This window comes from Bradyrhizobium sp. dw_411, assembly GCF_018449695.1.
Lineage (GTDB): Bacteria > Pseudomonadota > Alphaproteobacteria > Rhizobiales > Xanthobacteraceae > Bradyrhizobium.
Genome location: NZ_JAAVUY010000004.1, coordinates 173,040 through 189,896 on the forward strand (window position 1 = coordinate 173,040; position 16,857 = coordinate 189,896).

Annotated in this window: 13 protein-coding genes; 4 read left to right on the forward strand and 9 right to left on the reverse strand. The window is 59.1% G+C overall.

Going from position 1 to position 16,857, the window contains the following annotated elements; all coding sequences use genetic code 11:
- Positions 1 to 168: 168 nt before the first annotated feature.
- Positions 169 to 459 (forward strand): response regulator, encoded by a 291-nt coding sequence (locus tag HB676_RS33735; protein ID WP_346347290.1) that lies wholly within the window; start codon positions 169 to 171, stop codon positions 457 to 459.
- Between the two features lie 154 nt (positions 460 to 613).
- Here HB676_RS33735 and HB676_RS08070 read toward each other — a convergent pair whose 3' ends face one another.
- Positions 614 to 865, reverse strand: a complete 252-nt coding sequence (locus tag HB676_RS08070) for a hypothetical protein (RefSeq protein WP_213737193.1) — start codon at positions 863 to 865, stop codon at positions 614 to 616.
- Positions 866 to 976: 111 nt separating this feature from the next.
- On the opposite strand from HB676_RS08070, the gene HB676_RS08075 reads away from it, so the two are divergent.
- Entirely contained in the window at positions 977 to 1,909 is a 933-nt protein-coding gene (locus tag HB676_RS08075; protein ID WP_213737194.1) for a Ku protein, read from the forward strand.
- A gap of 169 nt (positions 1,910 to 2,078) precedes the next feature.
- Here the strand turns inward: HB676_RS08075 and HB676_RS08080 are convergent, their stop codons facing one another.
- A complete protein-coding gene (locus HB676_RS08080) occupies positions 2,079 to 3,389 on the reverse strand; it encodes a divalent metal cation transporter (protein ID WP_213737195.1) in 1,311 nt (436 codons plus the stop codon).
- A gap of 256 nt (positions 3,390 to 3,645) precedes the next feature.
- Here HB676_RS08080 and HB676_RS08085 point away from each other — a divergent pair, with 256 nt between their 5' ends.
- Positions 3,646 to 4,191 carry a hypothetical protein gene (locus HB676_RS08085; RefSeq protein ID WP_213737196.1) on the forward strand — a complete coding sequence of 182 codons (546 nt, stop codon included), beginning with the start codon at positions 3,646 to 3,648 and terminating at the stop codon, positions 4,189 to 4,191.
- Between the two features lie 151 nt (positions 4,192 to 4,342).
- On the opposite strand, the gene HB676_RS08090 is transcribed toward HB676_RS08085, so the two are convergent.
- Together HB676_RS08090 and HB676_RS08095 are read right to left on the reverse strand one after the other, a co-directional pair.
- A complete protein-coding gene (locus HB676_RS08090; protein WP_213737198.1) occupies positions 4,343 to 4,864 on the reverse strand; it encodes a hypothetical protein in 522 nt (173 codons plus the stop codon).
- 30 nt (positions 4,865 to 4,894) lie between these two features.
- Positions 4,895 to 5,716 carry an alpha/beta hydrolase gene (locus HB676_RS08095; protein ID WP_213737199.1) on the reverse strand — a complete coding sequence of 274 codons (822 nt, stop codon included), beginning with the start codon at positions 5,714 to 5,716 and terminating at the stop codon, positions 4,895 to 4,897.
- Between the two features lie 151 nt (positions 5,717 to 5,867).
- Between HB676_RS08095 and HB676_RS08100 the strand changes: the two genes are divergently transcribed.
- The gene (locus HB676_RS08100) at positions 5,868 to 6,767 is read left to right on the forward strand and encodes a LysR family transcriptional regulator (protein WP_249780129.1); all 900 of its coding nucleotides are present in this window, start codon (positions 5,868 to 5,870) and stop codon (positions 6,765 to 6,767) included.
- Positions 6,768 to 6,889: 122 nt separating this feature from the next.
- Here the strand turns inward: HB676_RS08100 and HB676_RS08105 are convergent, their stop codons facing one another.
- From HB676_RS08105 to HB676_RS08125, 5 genes are all read right to left on the reverse strand, one after another.
- Complete coding sequence (locus HB676_RS08105) at positions 6,890 to 7,135, reverse strand: hypothetical protein (protein ID WP_249780130.1); 246 nt, start codon at positions 7,133 to 7,135, stop codon at positions 6,890 to 6,892.
- A 318-nt stretch (positions 7,136 to 7,453) separates the two neighbouring features.
- Positions 7,454 to 9,349 (reverse strand): hypothetical protein, encoded by a 1,896-nt coding sequence (locus HB676_RS08110; RefSeq protein WP_213737202.1) that lies wholly within the window; start codon positions 9,347 to 9,349, stop codon positions 7,454 to 7,456.
- Positions 9,346 to 11,733, reverse strand: coding sequence for a sensor histidine kinase (locus tag HB676_RS08115; protein WP_213737203.1), 2,388 nt, complete (start codon positions 11,731 to 11,733; stop codon positions 9,346 to 9,348). Before HB676_RS08115 ends, HB676_RS08110 begins: the two co-directional genes overlap by 4 nt.
- Positions 11,734 to 11,768: 35 nt before the next feature.
- Positions 11,769 to 12,578, reverse strand: a complete 810-nt coding sequence (locus HB676_RS08120; protein WP_213737204.1) for a phosphoadenosine phosphosulfate reductase family protein — start codon at positions 12,576 to 12,578, stop codon at positions 11,769 to 11,771.
- 69 nt (positions 12,579 to 12,647) lie between these two features.
- A complete protein-coding gene (locus HB676_RS08125; protein WP_213737206.1) occupies positions 12,648 to 16,361 on the reverse strand; it encodes an S-layer family protein in 3,714 nt (1,237 codons plus the stop codon).
- Positions 16,362 to 16,857 lie beyond the last annotated feature (496 nt).

Sequence of the window (16,857 nt, forward strand, 5' to 3'; positions counted from 1 at the left end):
ACCAGCCTCCTTCGAACCGACCGGTCTGGGCCGCGGCGTCGAGGTCACCAGGAAGGACGTGGCGGGATGGCCCGTCTACCATACGGCGCCGTCCGGGCGTTCAGACGTTGGCAACATCGTGGTGTTCCTGCACGGCGGCGGATACATCAAGGAGATCGTTCGTGCCCATTGGCGCTTCGTCGGTTATCTGACCCGCAGTGCGCATCGGCGCTTCGGGTTCTGCAGAGCCGCCGCGATATCGCCCTGCTCTTCACCGACATCGTCATGCCCGACATGAACGGTCGGCAACTGGCTGAAGAGGCCTTGAAGCTGCATCCCGGCATGCCCGTCCTATTCACGACGGGATATACGCGGAACGCCATCGTCCACAACGGAGTGCTGGACCCCGGGGTCAACTTCCTTGCCAAGCCCTATACGCTCGATCAGCTGGCGCACAAGATCCGAGAAGTTTTGTCTTAAGCGAGCAGCGCCAGCTCTTGGCGGGCTGTCCGTATGTTGGTCACGCGCATGCTTCCGCGTCTTGACCGGCGCGATGTTCCTCGTTTGTTTCTAACAAGTCCAGCTTGGATTCCCGGGCATCGCAAGCCCGCCCAACCGAGACGCCGCTCCACTCTTAATCGGCCGAGCGAAGCCGCCGCATGGTGAACTCGATGCCGCCGTTCGGCAGTTCGCGCCAGCTCTCGACCTCGGTCATGTAGGCGGCTTTCGGATAGGCAGTCAGGAAGTCGCGCGCCCGCTTGCGCGCTTCGACGCGCGGCAACGCAAAGGTCTCGCGGATGAACCCGTCCTCGGCCGATCTGGCAGGTGATTTCGCTGGGCGGCGGGCGGCCATCCGGTCTGCCAGATCGCGCGGGCGATTGGCCATATAGCGCCTCCCACACAAAAACGACAGGCTGGATATAGGCCTTCCGGGAACGAATCCGAGATGGTGGGCTTGAATCCCGGTTCTGTTGCGTTCCACTGTCCGGAGTACGTTATGGCCCCGCGCGCCAACTGGAAGGGCTTTTTGCGCCTTTCCCTCGTCACCTGCCCGGTCGCGCTGTTTCCGGCCACCTCCGATTCCGAAAAGATCAGCTTCAACCAGATCAACCGGGCGACCGGCCATCGCATCAAATATCTGAAGGTCGATGCCGACAGCGGCGAGGAGGTCGAGTCCTCCGACATCGTCAAGGGCTACAAGGTCGACACCGACACCTACATCGAGGTCTCCAAGGACGACCTGGACAACATCGCGCTGGAATCCACCCGCACCATCGACATCGACCAGTTCGTCCCGAAATCGGAAATCGACGACCTCTATCTGGTGCGGCCCTATTTCATCGTGCCCGACGGCAAGGTCGGTCACGACGCCTATGCCGTGATCCGCGAAACCATCCGAACGCTCGACAAGGTGGCGCTTGCCCGCGTCGTGCTGACCAGTCGCGAACACGTCATCGCATTGGAAGCGCGCGACAACGGCTTAATGGGCATGCTGCTGCGCTACCCTTACGAGGTGCGCGATACAGCGGAATATTTCGACGACATCCAGGAGGTGAAGATCACCAAGGACATGCTGGATCTCGCCAAGCATATCGTGGAGCAGAAATCCGGCCATTTTGATCCCGACAGTTTCGAGGATCACTACGAGGCGGCGCTGACCGAGCTGATCAATCAGAAGCGCAATGGCAAGACCATCGCGGCCAAGCCGCGCCCGCGCGGCGAGAACGTGGTCGACCTGATGGATGCGCTGAAGCGAAGCATCTCCGCCGACACAAAGACGGCGCCTCCGACCACAACAAAGAAGCCCCGCAAAGCGGCATCCGGTCAGAAGGAAATGCTGCTGCCGATCAGCGGCAAGCGAGCGGCGAAGGAGACGAGCAAACGCACCGTAACGTCCACAGCCCCGACTCGTGGACGCAAACGGGCGTGAAGCTTGCACGCACCCACGTCCTGACGACGGCTGAGCTGATCCGGCGCAGACCTATTTCGGAAGGTTGCGGGAGACGGGTTGCCCGAGGACGAATTGCTCACCCCCGCCGAGCAGCATTTGGCCGGGCAGCCGCCCGCGCGACCGCTTCATCATCGACGAGATGTTGCGTTCACTGGCCCCATGTCGCGAACAGGCCGACCGCCGCGGCCGCCATGACGAGGGTGGCGGCCCAACCGACGATCTTCAGGCCTGCATGCAGCTTGAAATCACCCATCGCGGCGCGATGGCTGGACAAATGCATCATCAGCGCCATCACAGGGACCGCTACCACACCGTTGATCACGGCGCTCCAGAACAGCGCCTTGATCGGATCGATCGGGGTGAAGTTCAGCCCTACCCCGATCAGCGTTGCCACAACGATCGTCCCATAGAAGGCTTTCGCCCTGCTGGCCTTGCGCGCCAGCCCGACGTGCCATCCGAAGGTCTCGCCCACGGCGTAAGCCGAGGACCCCGCCAACACCGGAAGCGCCAGCATCCCTGTTCCTATGATCCCAAGCGCGAAGACGACAAACGCGAAGGGACCGGCGATCGGGCGCAGCGCCTCTGCCGCCTGCGCGGAAGTCTGGATGTCGGTGACGCCGTGCGCGTTCAAGGTGGCCGCCGTGGTCAGGATGATGAACAACGCCACAAGGTTGGAAAGACCCATGCCGACGGCGGTATCGATGCGGATTCGGCTGAATTCCGCGGCCGCCTGTTCGGGCGCGCGCACCAGCGGCTTAGCGTCCGCACGTTCCTTGACCTCCTCCACTTCCTCCTCGGCCTGCCAGAAGAAGAGATACGGGCTGATGGTGGTGCCAAGCACGGCGACGACGGCCGTCAGATACGGGCCGTTGAAGGTGATATGAGGGACGACCAGATTGTAGCCGACCGTGCCCCAGGGAATCTGCACGATGAAGGCGACGCCGACATAGGCGAACAGCGACAGGGTCAACCATTTCAGCACGGAAACGTAGCGCGAGTAGCGCGAGAACACTTCCAGCAACACCGAGATTAGGCCGAACAGCGCAACATACAGCAGCGCGGGGCCGCCGATCAAAAGCTTCAGCGCCGCCCCCATCGCCCCCAGATCGGCGCCCAGATTGATCACGTTAGCGATCACCAGCAGGAAGACGATGCCATAGACCACGCCGAGCGGATAGTGCAGCTTCAGGTTTCCGGCAATGCCGCGACCGGTCACCCGGCCGATCCGGGCGCTGATCTCCTGAATGGCGCACATCAAGGGCCAACTGAACAGCATCACCCAGTTCAGGCTGAAGCCAAACTGCGCACCGATTTGGGAATAGGTCGCGATCCCGCTCGGATCATCGTCGGATGCGCCCGTGATCAGGCCCGGACCAAGCACCTGCAGCAGCTTCGGCCGCTCCGGCTGCTTGACGGTATCAGCCGGATCCAGCTCGACAGGGAATTCAGGCGCCGTCATCAGGTCCTCGCATATTTGATCCTTCGCAATACTTGCGCGTGCTTTGATCTTACTATCACCATCTATCTAGCTGCTTTGTTCGACCCAAGATCAGCCGCCGGGTTTTGATCGTTTAGTCAAGCTGATTCACGGACGAATGGTTGCGCCATCACGACGACGGTCGGCGGCATGGTCGGAACCTGTACACTGGTTCGATCGATCCGGAGCCTGACAATCCACGTCTGCTAGAAACGTCCGCGCGATCGGAGACACGAAGATGAGCCAAAGCAATGCCGAAAACTCGCTGCAGCATGAATTGGCGGTCTTCCCCTCTCTGCCTGCCGCGGAACGCGTTTGCCACGCGTTAGTGAAAGCGGGATTTGCTGAGGACGATATAAGCCTCTTCGTCCAGGTCCCCATCAAGGACGTCGCACCGTCGACCGGCGACCCGGCGACCGACGACGCCATCGATGTCGGGGGCGTCGCGGGCGCGGAGATCGGCGGCGCTGCAGGCGGCATCGGAGGATTGTTGGCTGGACTTGGTCTGTTGGCGATACCGGGGGTTGGTCCCATGCTCGCCGTCGGCCCAGTCGCCGCCGCGTTGACCGGCGCCATCACCGGAAGCGCGCTTGGAGGGGTCGCCGGATCTTTGGTGGGCCTCGGCATTTCGGAAACTGACGCCATCGCCGCCGAAAAGCACATGAAAGCCGGACGCGCGGTGGTCATCGTCAGTTGCCGGGACCACCGCGACGAGGCGCGTGACGTGTTGCGCGCGACCGGGGCGATCGATATCGGCAGCCCAACGGCTGCAACAAAGCGCTGATGGCGATCTCCGGCCCAGAGGCAACAGCCTTGGCACCTGCGTTCGGTTTATGGCTTGGATCGAGGAGATAGAACCTGGAGCACGCTATCGACCGGGGGCGGCGTCTCGGCTGTCAACCGTCCCCGGCGATCTTGAATATCGGCAATGGCGCCTATCCGCGACGCGCCATTTTCTCGATGCTCTTGGCGAACAGAGGCGTCTCTTCGGCGTTGTGGGCTTCCAGGTCCTTCACCATGGCGGCTTTTGCCTGCTCGATATCAACCTTGTTTTCCGCCAGAAATTTGTAAAATTCCGGCGTCGCGTGTACGGCGACGCGGTTGAGGAACTCGCAGCGTCCGCCCCCCATGGCCGTCACCTTCAATTCCCATGTAATGCGCGACGTCGTGCGACCGCCTTGCGGAGTGAGAACGTCGCTGATCGAGACGACGCGGCAATGGTCTTTTTTTGAGACGTCTTCATTGTAGTGCGAGATGATGAGATTACCGACCTTTTCCACGTTGATCGAGACACGCTTGCCGGCTGTATCCGTGCTTGCGCCGGCTGCAATGTGTGCCTTGGAGCACCGTTTGTATTCATCGTCGGCGAGCGTGAAAACCCACGTGGTAAGATCCAGGGCCTCGATCGGGGTATTGATCGTGGCCTTGTATTCGGATTCGGCGAGAAGTTCAGACATCGTTCTTGCTCCTTTAGGTTGATTGAAAATTCAGAGGCGATCACTGCTCGGCGGCCGCAGTGAATTCGTCGGCATTCGCAAGGCATCCGCGAATTCGGCGATGATCTGTGCAAGTTCCCGGGGCGACTCCAGCATCGACAGGTGCCCTGTCCCCGGCAACACGTGCAAGACGGCGTGCGGAACACGCGAGAGCAGTTCTGCCTTCAGCAAGTCGACGCTATCGACACGGTCCGCCCCGCCGGCAATGACGAGCGTGGGTGCGGTGATGGCCGTGACTTTGCTTGTGATATCTTCCAGACTCGTCGCCCTCGGCCAGGCCGCCTTCGCCTGCGGCGCACCCCGCAGGCTGTCTGCGATGACCAGTTCCCGGTCGGCGGCGCTGAGCGGCTTCGCCGTCAGCACGTTGTCGATCGTCATCTCGACCGCCTCGCGACCGGCGTAGGCTTTCGCCATCATCTCCCGCGCTTCCGCCGGCATGTTCATCGGCTGCGGCGGCGAGGGCGCGACCAGGACGAGGCCGGCGAGTCCGGGCGGCCGGCGCGAGGCCATCAACTGGGCGACCTTGCCACCCATCGAATGGCCGATGAGTACATAATGCCGCAGGTTCAGTGCTTCGATCACGCCCTCGGCGTCGGCGGCGAGCTCGGTCAGGCCATAGCCGCTTGGGGGCGCCTCGGACTCGCCCCAGCCGCGATGGTCGGTCGCGAAGGTTCGATGGCCCTTCGACAGGATCGCCGTGACATGACTCCAGGTACGCGACGAGCCGCCCCAATAATGCAGAAAGACGAGCGGCGGGTCTCCGCTACCCCGCTCCTCGACATGGATCCGAATTCCGTTCGATGCGACTTGCATGTGGTTTCTCTTCGCCCCCGAAAGCCAGGTTCCATTCCCATCGGCTCGAAGTGAAGGTAGAGCATCTACTGTAGATCGATAATCGCCGCTCTGGTATCATCAGTCGATAATCAGGATATCAGATGGGTCGACTATGGATCGCTTGACCAGCATGGCGGTGTTCGTCGCGGCGGCAGAGGAAGGAAGCCTCAGCGCCGCGGCACGGCGCTTTGGCTTGTCGGTTTCGATGGCCGGAAAGCATGTCTCCGCGATCGAGGCGGACCTGAACATCCGGCTGATGCAACGCACGACCCGTAAGCTGATTCTGACCGACGTGGGCCATGCGTATTATGCGCGCTGCAGGCGAATCCTGGAGGAATACGAGGACGCCAACCGGGAGGCAGGCGACGCTCAACAGTCGATCCGCGGCGTTCTGCGCGTCGCCGCCCCGCTGACCTTCGGCGCCATGCATCTCGGTGATGTGGTGGCCGGCTATCTGGAACAGCACCCCGGCGTCGCCCTGGAAATCATGCTCAACGATCGATACGTCGATCTCCTGGCCGAGGGGATCGACGTGGCCATTCGGATCGGGCGCTTGCTCGATTCCGACCTCGTGGCCCGGCGTCTTGCGCCTTGCCGCATGGTGATCTGCGCATCTCCCAAATTTCTCAAGCGGCATGGCACCTTGAGCAAGGTAGAGGAACTTCGTCGGGCTCCTCGATTGGCTTTCAGTGAAGCCATTTCGTCGGGAGACTGGACGCTCACAGATCCGGACGGCCAAGCTCACTTGATAGACGGTCCGGTCATTGTGGCCGCGAACAACACCCAGATGCTGCTCGCCGCCGCGCTGGCCGGGGCCGGCGTGGCTTACGGTCCCAGTTTTGTGTTCGGCAAATCCATCACTGCGGGTGAGTTGATCGCTCTCTTGCCTGACTACAAAACATCTGACCTCACCATCCAGGCCGTCTATCCGACGAAACGGCATGTCTCGTTGAAACTACGCAGCTTCGTGGATCATCTGGTCACGAGTTTTGGTGGCACCCCTCCCTGGGATTTATCGCCGACTGAGTGATCGACGCCAGCCGGTCAGGTCGGATATTCGCCGGAAGACGAAGCGGCCAAACTTACTGCCGACAAGCGCGTGATACCGGAGAGAGCCCCGCGAAGCGGCAAGCCCACTCGGGCCGCGCGTATCTACAGCGAAATTTCCAGGTGTGATTTTGCCGCCGCATCGTAGATGCGGATCTGAAGCATCGGGAAACGTCGCTTCAGTTCGATCGCGCCGCGATCAGCCCCTTCCTTCGTATCGAACTCGGTCTTGATGCGGCCGTCGACCTCGATGGCAAAACCGGTCTTTGGAAGTTCCGAAGATTGAAGCGACATATTCTCGCGTTCCGGCGGTGTGACTGGATCGGTCTCTGGTACGGCGAGTCTCGTCATTCGAGCAAGTCCAATGAAGTGTAGACAGCCGACGACGGAGCAGAGCCCAGCACTGAGTCGCGCCAGGCAAATTGATCTGATCTCATTTCATGAAATGGCCATCAGCCCCAGCTCGTGAGTCGATCACAGGCCGGAGCAAGTTCGGCCGAACGGTTTATGCCTAGCGGAAATCCCGCGTCTTCACCCTAATCTGGTCGAGATGCCGATAACCCTCCGAAATTCGACGGCATCAGCATGAACATCCACAACCTCGCCTCGCCACATTGGCGGCGCTGGAACGCGAGGATAAACTCCGTCTGCAAGATGCTCGCGCCTGGACTACGGAAATTCGACCTCAATAATAATTTGATGATAGCTGCGATCGGTTTCTGAGCCGATTTGGATGGATCTTGAGCCGAAGATCTGAATGACGTCGTATGCCGTTCCTTTAAAAGGCTTCTCACCCTTGGGCGCATCCCGTCTCATCACCAGCCCGCCCTTTAACTTCCGATAAAAAGCGGGATCGTCCCGGACCACTGAGAGGGAGGGAGTCGTACGAGCAAACTCATTAGCATCCACACTCTTCAGGGCACGGCGAAACGACAGAAGGAGTCCATCAGATAACAACAACCATTCGCGAGTCGCATTGTCGCCATCTCTTCCCACCAGGCAGACGGCTTGATTGGCTTCAACATCGGCCTCGACCAGTAATTCTGCAATATTATTGGCCTTCCGCAATATTATCCTGACACCCGCGCGATAGCGCGTCGGCAACGCGGCCAAAGTCCCGACACGCCCCAGCCGTCCGATGAAAGCTTGCTGCAACTGAAGCGCAAAAGGCGTCCTAAGGCGCCGCACCCGCTCGAGGCCCGCTGCCAACTTGTCGGGAATGTCGTCGATCCTCCAAGTCTCAACAGCGAGCAAATTCCAGTCAACTGAAAGTTTTTGGTCGTCAACGTACATAATGGGGGTGCGAGGCGTGGAGCTTTTCAGCCGAGGCCGTTCATAGGGCTGAACGCTGCCCTTGAGAAGGAGCACCGTATCCACACCGCCGTGCTTCAGATCGCACGCCTGCGAAAGCACGACATAGGCGTGCTGCTCACTGCGCGCCGGCGTTGCACCATCTGCCGGAATTATGACGGGCGATGTGACGAAGACGTCGCCCAATCGCACTGCCTTAGGATCATTGTCGATCGCCGCTTCCGTCTTCGTGCGACTTTGATTGTGGAACAAAGCCCCGTCCATCATCTGATCGGCCTCTTCACTCGGCATGAACTGTGCCGGTGGATAGTCGGCCCAGCTGATTTCGTTCAATGCCTTGCCAGCCGTGATCAGTGCGATATCCCCCTCCAGAATCGAATGGAGATGCAGATCATACAGATCCAGGATATAATCTCCGACCGGCTCCTCTTCAGCCTCAAGTATGAGTGCATTCATATTGGCGTAGTCTGGAAGGTCGAGCGTTCGGATACTGCGCAGAAATTTCTCGTGAGACTCCTTGAGAGCGCGATCCCACGACAGCATGAACGAATTCAGTTTCAGCGAATCCGGGTATGATACCGCGAGTTCGTAAAGTCGCTCTGCCAACAATTCTGAATCGGAAAGCTGATTCTTGCTTACCATGCGAAACTGGCAACCCAGCAGTTCTGCATCATCGCGCACCCTCGGACCTAATTCCTGTAAAAGCGCACTTTCGGAGAGTAAGACGACGGTCGGCGGGTTGGCCCTTCGCTTTTCAATTACGCCCTTAATTCTGGCGATCGCCTGCAGTATGGCTTCTTCGCCTTCGACGTAGCCCAGGAAAAGATCTAGGAAAATGATATCGGCGTTGTCGACATCGTCGTGCCCCTCCCGGCCAAATGTTTTGCACGACAGTCCCAACTCCTGCACGAGGAGGTGCTGTAGAGGGGCGATTCGATCGCGTTTAGCTCTTTGCGTGTCCGAAAATTCTCCGAATAGAGCGGCAGCGGGCGGGACGTCGGCGCGGATGCGCCATGCAGCATCCACAAAAATTGGATCTCGTCTCAGATCCGAGACATCCGAATCGTCGTACTTTTGCTTTCCATACGCCTCGGACAGTTTGTTATCATCGGATTCCTGCAGGTCATCGAAAAATCGATCCCACAACTCGGCCCGTATCTCAGTGGCCGTTGGCATCTCATCGAATGCATCGTCGACGATAGCTGCTAACTTGAATTCACGCTCAGCAAGAAGTTGCTTCACCTGTTCGATCATGATGCCGGCCTCGGGATCTCCAGAATGAATGTATTAAGTCGTCCCCGGTGGATTTTCCGCTCGTCCGAGAGGTAGATCTTTCCCTCGTGATAGGATGCGCATTCTTTCGCGATATAGAGCCCGAGTCCCTGACGGCGGGACTTGCCCTTTGTCGAGAAGAACGCCTTGAATATCTCATCCCTCAGCGACGGTTGCACTCCGGGGCCGTTGTCTGTGTATTCCAACAGATTAGGCAGGTTACCGATCTCTAAAGTTATCTTTGGCTTGTAGTCCTGTTCGTCTAGTCGCCGAAGATCCATCCAATAGAGAGAGTTCTGGATCAGATTTTCGAGAATCTGGACGAACATGCCGCGCACGCCATTGATGAGCACAGACTTGGCGCCCTTTTCCGTGGTAATCTCTATGGACACAGAGTGGCGCTGGAACTGTGTCGTGTGGCCAGCAAATACCTCACGTGCCAGCGCAACGAAATCAAATACTTCCTTACGCTGCCTGCCCGACACGCTGAGCGGATCAAGGACCCGCAACCGTCGGTTCATTGTCTGCATCTCATCTCGGAGAGACTTGAACAATGCGCTTACATCGGGTGATAGCTCTTCGGACGTACCTTGCGAGAGAAGTTTCAGCGTCGTCTCAGTCGACCTCGCCAGTTCGTGCGCGACGATCTCCAACATCAGGCCCACGCCCGCGAGGTGAAGCATTCTGTCCCGCTCGTCTTCGATCTGCTCGGCCCGCTCCTTTGCGGCCGCAAAATATCCCGTCATCTCCTCGATCAGGGACATAAGGTCGCGCAACTTCGGCTTTTCACTTGCGTGACGAGACCCAATCTCTTTGATGGAAGCGGCTGCCCTTGCCTGCAGCGTCTTGACTCTCTTATCGGCTCTGTCGAAATCAATAGCTTCCGGCTGATGCCGCTCAGCAACCTCGTCAAGAAAATTACCCAGCCGCTCCGTAATAATGTAATGGAGCAGTTCGACGAAGACTTCTTTCTCGTCGCAATCCTTCAGCCCTTCGCGACTTGTCTGATCGATTAAATTTGGATTGGCCGTGCGCGATATGGACACGCGCCCAATGAACTGCGATTTATTCAGCTTGTATCCTTGAGAAGCAAGCGCCTTGCGGTCCAACTCAAGCCAATCATTGTCTTCATCGCCATATGGAAAGACTCGATAACCGTTCCGGAAAAGCATGATGCCGGACCACTGCCGCTGCAGTTCCTGAACTCGCTTGCGATCCCCGATCGAGTCGACCTTGGTAAGCAGCCGCCGATTGTACCAATAGAACTCGAACGAAAACGGCCCGACGCTTTTCAAAGCGGATTTTGGCAGGTCTTCTGCCAATGCACGTAAGTCGACGCGGTCGAAGTGCAATCGGCGCTCTTCGGGAGGATTGCCTTTGCCAAGGTCACCGCACCACAGTTCGACGTCGAGCTGGGGCTTTCCTGCAACGATTGTGTATTCGCCGGAAACCTTCGCATGCGCCAACTCAAAGATCGCGCGGTCTAGCCGTGGAACATCGACACGCGCCCCGTTGAACTTGATCAGCAGGCGAAACCGCCGCTTTGAACGGGAAAATGGATCCGACAAGCGCGCTAGTTCGGTCGCGCAGACGTCAACGATACGCTTGGGGGACCAATTAGAAGCGATTCCCTGGATACGGATCGTCGTCCCGCTGTCTTCGGGATTTTGCTTTTTTAGGCCATAAGTCGGTTTGATTTCGATGTCGCCAATCATCTTCTCAAGATTGTCGAAGTCTGACCAGTCAACGTGAAGCAGATTCTGACGACGATCGTCGACCGTCGCCGTTGTCACCGTCAGCACGGTGCCGAGCCGCATGGCCGACAAACGTCCGACCCCTTTTTCTCCGAGATATTGCGCTTCGCCACTCTTTGTACTTAGGGTGGCATCAAGCGACCGGCGTCGCGACGGCGTGCCTATGACGAGAAATGATTGGAGCAAATCGTCCTGCGACATCCCGCAGCCGCTGTCCCTGAATTCAATCCAATTGGCTTTGTCGTATGCTGTCTTGAGCCGTTGCTGAAAATCGTCCGTCGACCGCGCGGCATCGATCGCAGCGATGATTTCGGTCTGCGACTCCGCCGACGAGATCTCCGAGATTTCGGATTTAGTCGCAGCCTTGAGATCGGCAAAGTCGGACGCTAATTCCTCTCGCGATCGATCTGTTCGGGATCCAATCTCTTCGGCTCGCGCGAGAGCATCGATGTAGGCGCCGTGCTTCAGCGCAATATTGAACTCAATTTCGACGCCGCTCTTCGACCGGGCGTCGATCGCATTCTTCACCAACTCGTAGATAGCCACGGCGTCGGAGCTGATAAGCTCCGCGCCAAGCTCCAACACCGTCCTTGCGGCAACTTTGAACGACAACGAAAGCCCGATCGCTTTTAAAATGAAACCTTACGTTAAAGTGAACAAATTAAGCAACCGTCACGCTCTGGTTCGTCCTCGGTTGCCAAGCCGCCCAGGGTTTCTGCGAGAGGCCGGTTCTTGCGGTTTTTGCGTTTCCGCTCCTCCACAGCTTCCCTGTTTGCCTTGATTGCCGCAATCCGCTCCGGGCGCTCCAGCTCGGTGAGAGACTCGGACTGACACCACGTAAACTTCACGCCCCGGTCGGCACTCTCCTTTTCATAGGATTTTGCTTGCTCGAAAAGGTCAGGGTGCGTTTCCTTCAATCTGACCCATTCAATTTTTTGCTGGTAGAAGCAGAAGAAGCACCCGGATCGGCTTCGCCCCCAATCCATATAGGTCGGGAGGCCAAGACCGGACTCGTCCAGAATGCGAAGGATATCCGCCCGGACAAGGCCATCCTCCTTGAACGGATAGACCGCAGTTATGTTGGCTTTGGTCGAGATGTAGCCGATGCGAGGCTCATCGGCACGCAGACCGACATAGTTTATTACGGGATCTTCGCCGACGTATTTTTCGAACGGCTTGAGTTTCAGCATTCTTGTGCACCAGCGGCGGTGGTTCGACGGAAGGACGCCCCCGTACACTCTCAGCCAATGATCGAAACTATCGGTCGGAGAGGTCTTTGCGATCGGCTTTCCGAGAATGGCCTCCAGCCGCGCTAGATAAGCGTAGGTCTCCGGCAACTCCTTATCCGTATCGTGGAAAATGTACTCCATGTCCGGAACGCGGTCCCGCATATAGATCGCAAGAGCCGCGCTGTCCTTGCCACCGGACAAACTGAGGATGTGACGAACCGCCTTCATAAAACTTCTCAAATCTATTCTGTGAGTTTATCCACGGTCTGACTTATAGCGAAGGGTTACACTGGTCCCTCAACCTTGTAGTTCATTCTTCGACTCGGATGGTTCGTGCGCCTCCGGGTCCGTACCACCGAGGCTCTCCCAAAGAAGGCGGTAGAGAATTGCCAACCGATCCGCGCGCGATCCTTCCAGAACCGAATTGATTTTCGAAATCGCTCGCCCCATCCGCTCTTCCTCTTCTGGGGTGGTTTCAATTACTCGCGCGACCTCTCGTCCGTCTGCTAGCGTTATTCCAATTCTTACGGCCGTCTTTGCCGGCTCGGGACCGCTTGCAAATGCCGTAGCTTCGACGCGCAGGAAAGTTTCGCCTAACAGCGCAATGTCGGTTTGCCATGTCGATAAATCTGCCGCAGTCCATTTCGCGGGCGGCTTACTGACCACCACGCTTGCAAGAGACTCGATCCAGGCATCAGGCGTAAGGCCCGGATCTCGCAGACGAAGGGAAAACGTCCGGATGCGAGTTTCTCGTACGGCAAGCGACACCCGAGCGGCTCGATAGGCCAACTTTGCTCGGTCAAAGTTACCCTCGCCGGCCGAGAGGTGGCGGCCGACGTCGCTGGCAATCGCCACCAGCAGGGCCGGATAGGTATCGCGAAGCGTGTCTGTAGCGGACCTTAGCGTCGAGACGAATGCCTCTATTTCCTTGGTATCGCGCTTACCGTCCGGATCGAACGGCTTGATCCCGCACGCTTCGGGAAGTTGATGGAAGATCAGGCGCGACGGATCCTGGCCGGTCAGGAGGCAGTCGCGCACCTTTATGGCGACGCCATCGATTTGCGATGATCGTCGCGTGAAGTCCGGCAGTTGGGCCGCAAATGTGCACAGAGGCCCCACAACATCGAGCAGATCCGAATTCCGACTCTGCGGCTTTGAAGCAGAGAAACAGTCGAGCAGTCTCCGAAACACCTCCGCCCGAACCCCCACGACGCGACAGAGCTGGCATTCGAATGCTTCTGGTTGCTTGGTCAACCGGAGGAAGTCAGACGGCCCGAACTTATGCAGAAAAGTCCCGTTCTCATATACGGCAATCTCGTGAGACCTCGTGCTCAGTACGATGGCGAGCAAGAGCGGTGATACACCGTCGCGCACTCCAAAGGGTTGTGCGCGCAGTTCAGCAAAGAGCCTGTCAACGCCAATTCTTCCACCTTTTGCTGACTCGAGGACGTTCATGATCTTTGAAATGGCCGGACGAAGCCGCAGCGGGTCCCGGTCATCTGGCGGCTCATCGATAAAGAAGCGGCCTTTCTCCTCCCTATGAATATGCCCCGTCGACAGTACCGACAAGTACATCGACTTCTCCGGCGGAGCGCGGTCCTCATCTATTCCCAGCATTCTTCTGTCGGCGAAAAGAAAAATGCCTTCAATGAGGCGCATCCGCGCCGCAGCGGCGGCCGTGCTGAGAGCGTTCCTATTGAGCAGCTCGTTCATCACAATCGGCGCCTTCGTGTAAAGGTCGTCGCAGACCAACGAAATTACGCCGGCCAGTTGTCGGCCTCGAGACACATCGACTGGATCGCCCGCTCTCCAGAGCTTGGCTTCTGACGCTAGCACGGAGCGCAGACCGATCGCGGCCTCAAGATTGGCTGCAAGGCGGTTTGACGAATTCCGAACCTGACGTTCCGCCACCGTGAGGGTGCCCGTCGTGCTGCCGCCGTTGCCGGCATCGTGGCCTACAGTCACAGCTCCGGTTGCGTTCAGACTTGTCCCCTGGCCTGCGATAGACGCTGTTCCGGTGCCGCCGTTCCAGCCAACTTCGAGGCCGGTGAGAGAAGCCTGGCCGCCGCTGCCCATATTCAGATTGCCAGTCGCACCGGCATTGTAGCCTAGAACCAGAGTCGTGCCCCTGAACGCGCCGCCAGTGGTGATATTCACCGTACCAGCGCCGGTGGTGCCGGCTCCGCCAAGACCACCAAAACCCGCCAGCGTCTCACCTGCCGTCTGCGTGACGATCGCATTATTTGCAATATTCAACGTGCCTGTGCCGGCCTGTTCGCCGAGCGTGAAGTTGTTCCCGATTGTGAAGCCCGACCCTTGGCCGGTGACGGTAACCGTTCCCGTTCCCCCCTGACCGACCTGGCCGACGCCTCCAAAACTCGCAACGCCGCCGTTGGAAATCGTCAAGCTGTTCGCGCCGGACGAACTGAAGCCTACGACCAGGTTGCCGCTGGCGGTCAAGCTCGAACCAGCGCCGTCGATCGTGCCGGTGCCGAGCGCACCGCCGTCGCCGATCGAGACATTTACCGCCGTAACTGTGCCGCCGGAGAGGATATTGAGCGTCCCGGTCGCACCGGAGATCTGCGCGACATAGATGCTGTTTCCAACGTTGTTGATCTTGCCGCCGTTGGAAACGGTCAGGGTGCCGACGGTGGTGGTGCCGGGTGCGGTGCCGCCGGCCACGACAATATCCGATCCGGAGTTCCAGGTTGAGCCGGCGCCATCGACAGTGAGCTTGCCTGTGCCGCCGGTCGTCACCCCATCATTGTAACCGATCAAGGTCGCCTGCGTGAAATTGGTCGAGGTGTTCAAGGTGCCACCCGCCGAGACCAGGACCGTGCCCGAAGAACCCGTTCCATAGCCGAGAGCCAGGGCGCCTGTATTATTTGCGCCAACTGTCCAGACCGATCCGGCCCCGGTGACGGTCACCGATCCAGTGCCGCCGGCACCAGTGGTGCCGCCGGTATAGCCGATAAAGGCGTTGCCTTGGTTCGAGAAAGTCCCGCCGGCGGAGACCGTGATCGAGCCGCTGGCGCCAGTTCCCGACCCTACGGCGAGGTTACCCCCCACGCCGATGACCCAGCTCGAACCCGTCCCCGCAATAGTGACGGCGCCCGTGCCGCCGGCCGGAACGCCCGCGGCTTCGCTATTGGAGCCGATCGTGTTGAGGGCAGCGGTCGTCAGGGTACCGCCATTGGTGATGTTTATTGTGCCCGTGCCGCCGTTGAAGCCTTCTCGGATCGCCGCGGTCGGATCCGCCACCGACCCACCGTTGATATTGAGGGTGCCGGTGCCGCTGGTCGAACCGACCGTAAGGAGCCCTCCCGTCATATTCAGAAGGCCGCCGGTCCCTGCACCGGTGCCAATGGAAAGCGTACCTACGGCGCCGGAACCGAAGCCGACGCGAACGCCGACATTGCTCGCGTTCCAGGTCGAGCCCGTGCCGGAAACGACCATCGTGCCGGTACCCGACGTCGCGGTGGAGATGCCGCCCGTCACGCTGGCGGGTGCGATACCAATGGTGCTGTTGAGTGCCGTCGAAAGCGTTCCTCCCGCGACGACATCCAGTTCGCCCCCGCCAAGAACCTGAAGTCCTCCGGCGGTCGCGGTGCCACCAGCGCCGATCGTCACAATGCCAGGTGTTTGAATGAGCGTCGGACTGTCGGTCGCCGCAGGCAGCCGGTGCGTCGCGGTGTTGTCGGTCCAGTCGGCCGCCGTGAACCAGCTGGCATTGGTGCCGCTCGGAGCGGTCCACGTCACGGTCTGCGCCCTGGCTTCGCCCGTGAAAGAAAGCGCAATCAGCGGCACCGCGCCCAGCAGCGCGGTGCGCGCTACCGATCCGCGCAGCAGGTGGCGCTGCCGGTAGAAAACGGAATTTTGCCTGGAGTTTTTCGGCGCGTTCGCTTCGTACATGGTCCGCTCTTTTCTTTTCGAATTCCGCCCGGCGACGCCGGAGATTTTTAAAACGATCGGCCCGTCACGAGCCGCACGACTGCATTCGCTGTCGCGCATGCGACGGCGTTTCGGCTGCCTTTGAGCCAGCCGTTATTGTTGTGCTTGCGATCTCTTGCTGTTCGGTCGGAAGCTCTCAGCCGCCTCTTCACTCAGCACAGGTGTGTCAGGTTTGCCGACCTGCGACGACAAAGCGTCGCCACCGACCGTCCCTAAGCACTACCGACTCTCACTTTTTCCGCGGCGCCCTGTGCGCCAAACACCCTTTCCGGCACAAAGCCGTCCTCTCAACAGGAGCGCGCGACCGCGGCAAGATCGTCCGATCGAATCCCCTCACCCGAGAAGACGATTGGAGCCGTCCGAGACTGAATCAAAAAAATTTATCAGGTTGGAATTTTAATGAATCCCGGGCTGCCGCCTCCCGGAGAGTGGCACGCGCTGGAGAGAGCAAATGTCTTTTGTCAGTGATGCAAAGCCACCTGTTGCACCGATAAATCCCGCCGCCTGAGCCGGGACGTGGTCACGTCCTGTTTCTCGACCAGGGGACAGAAGCGCT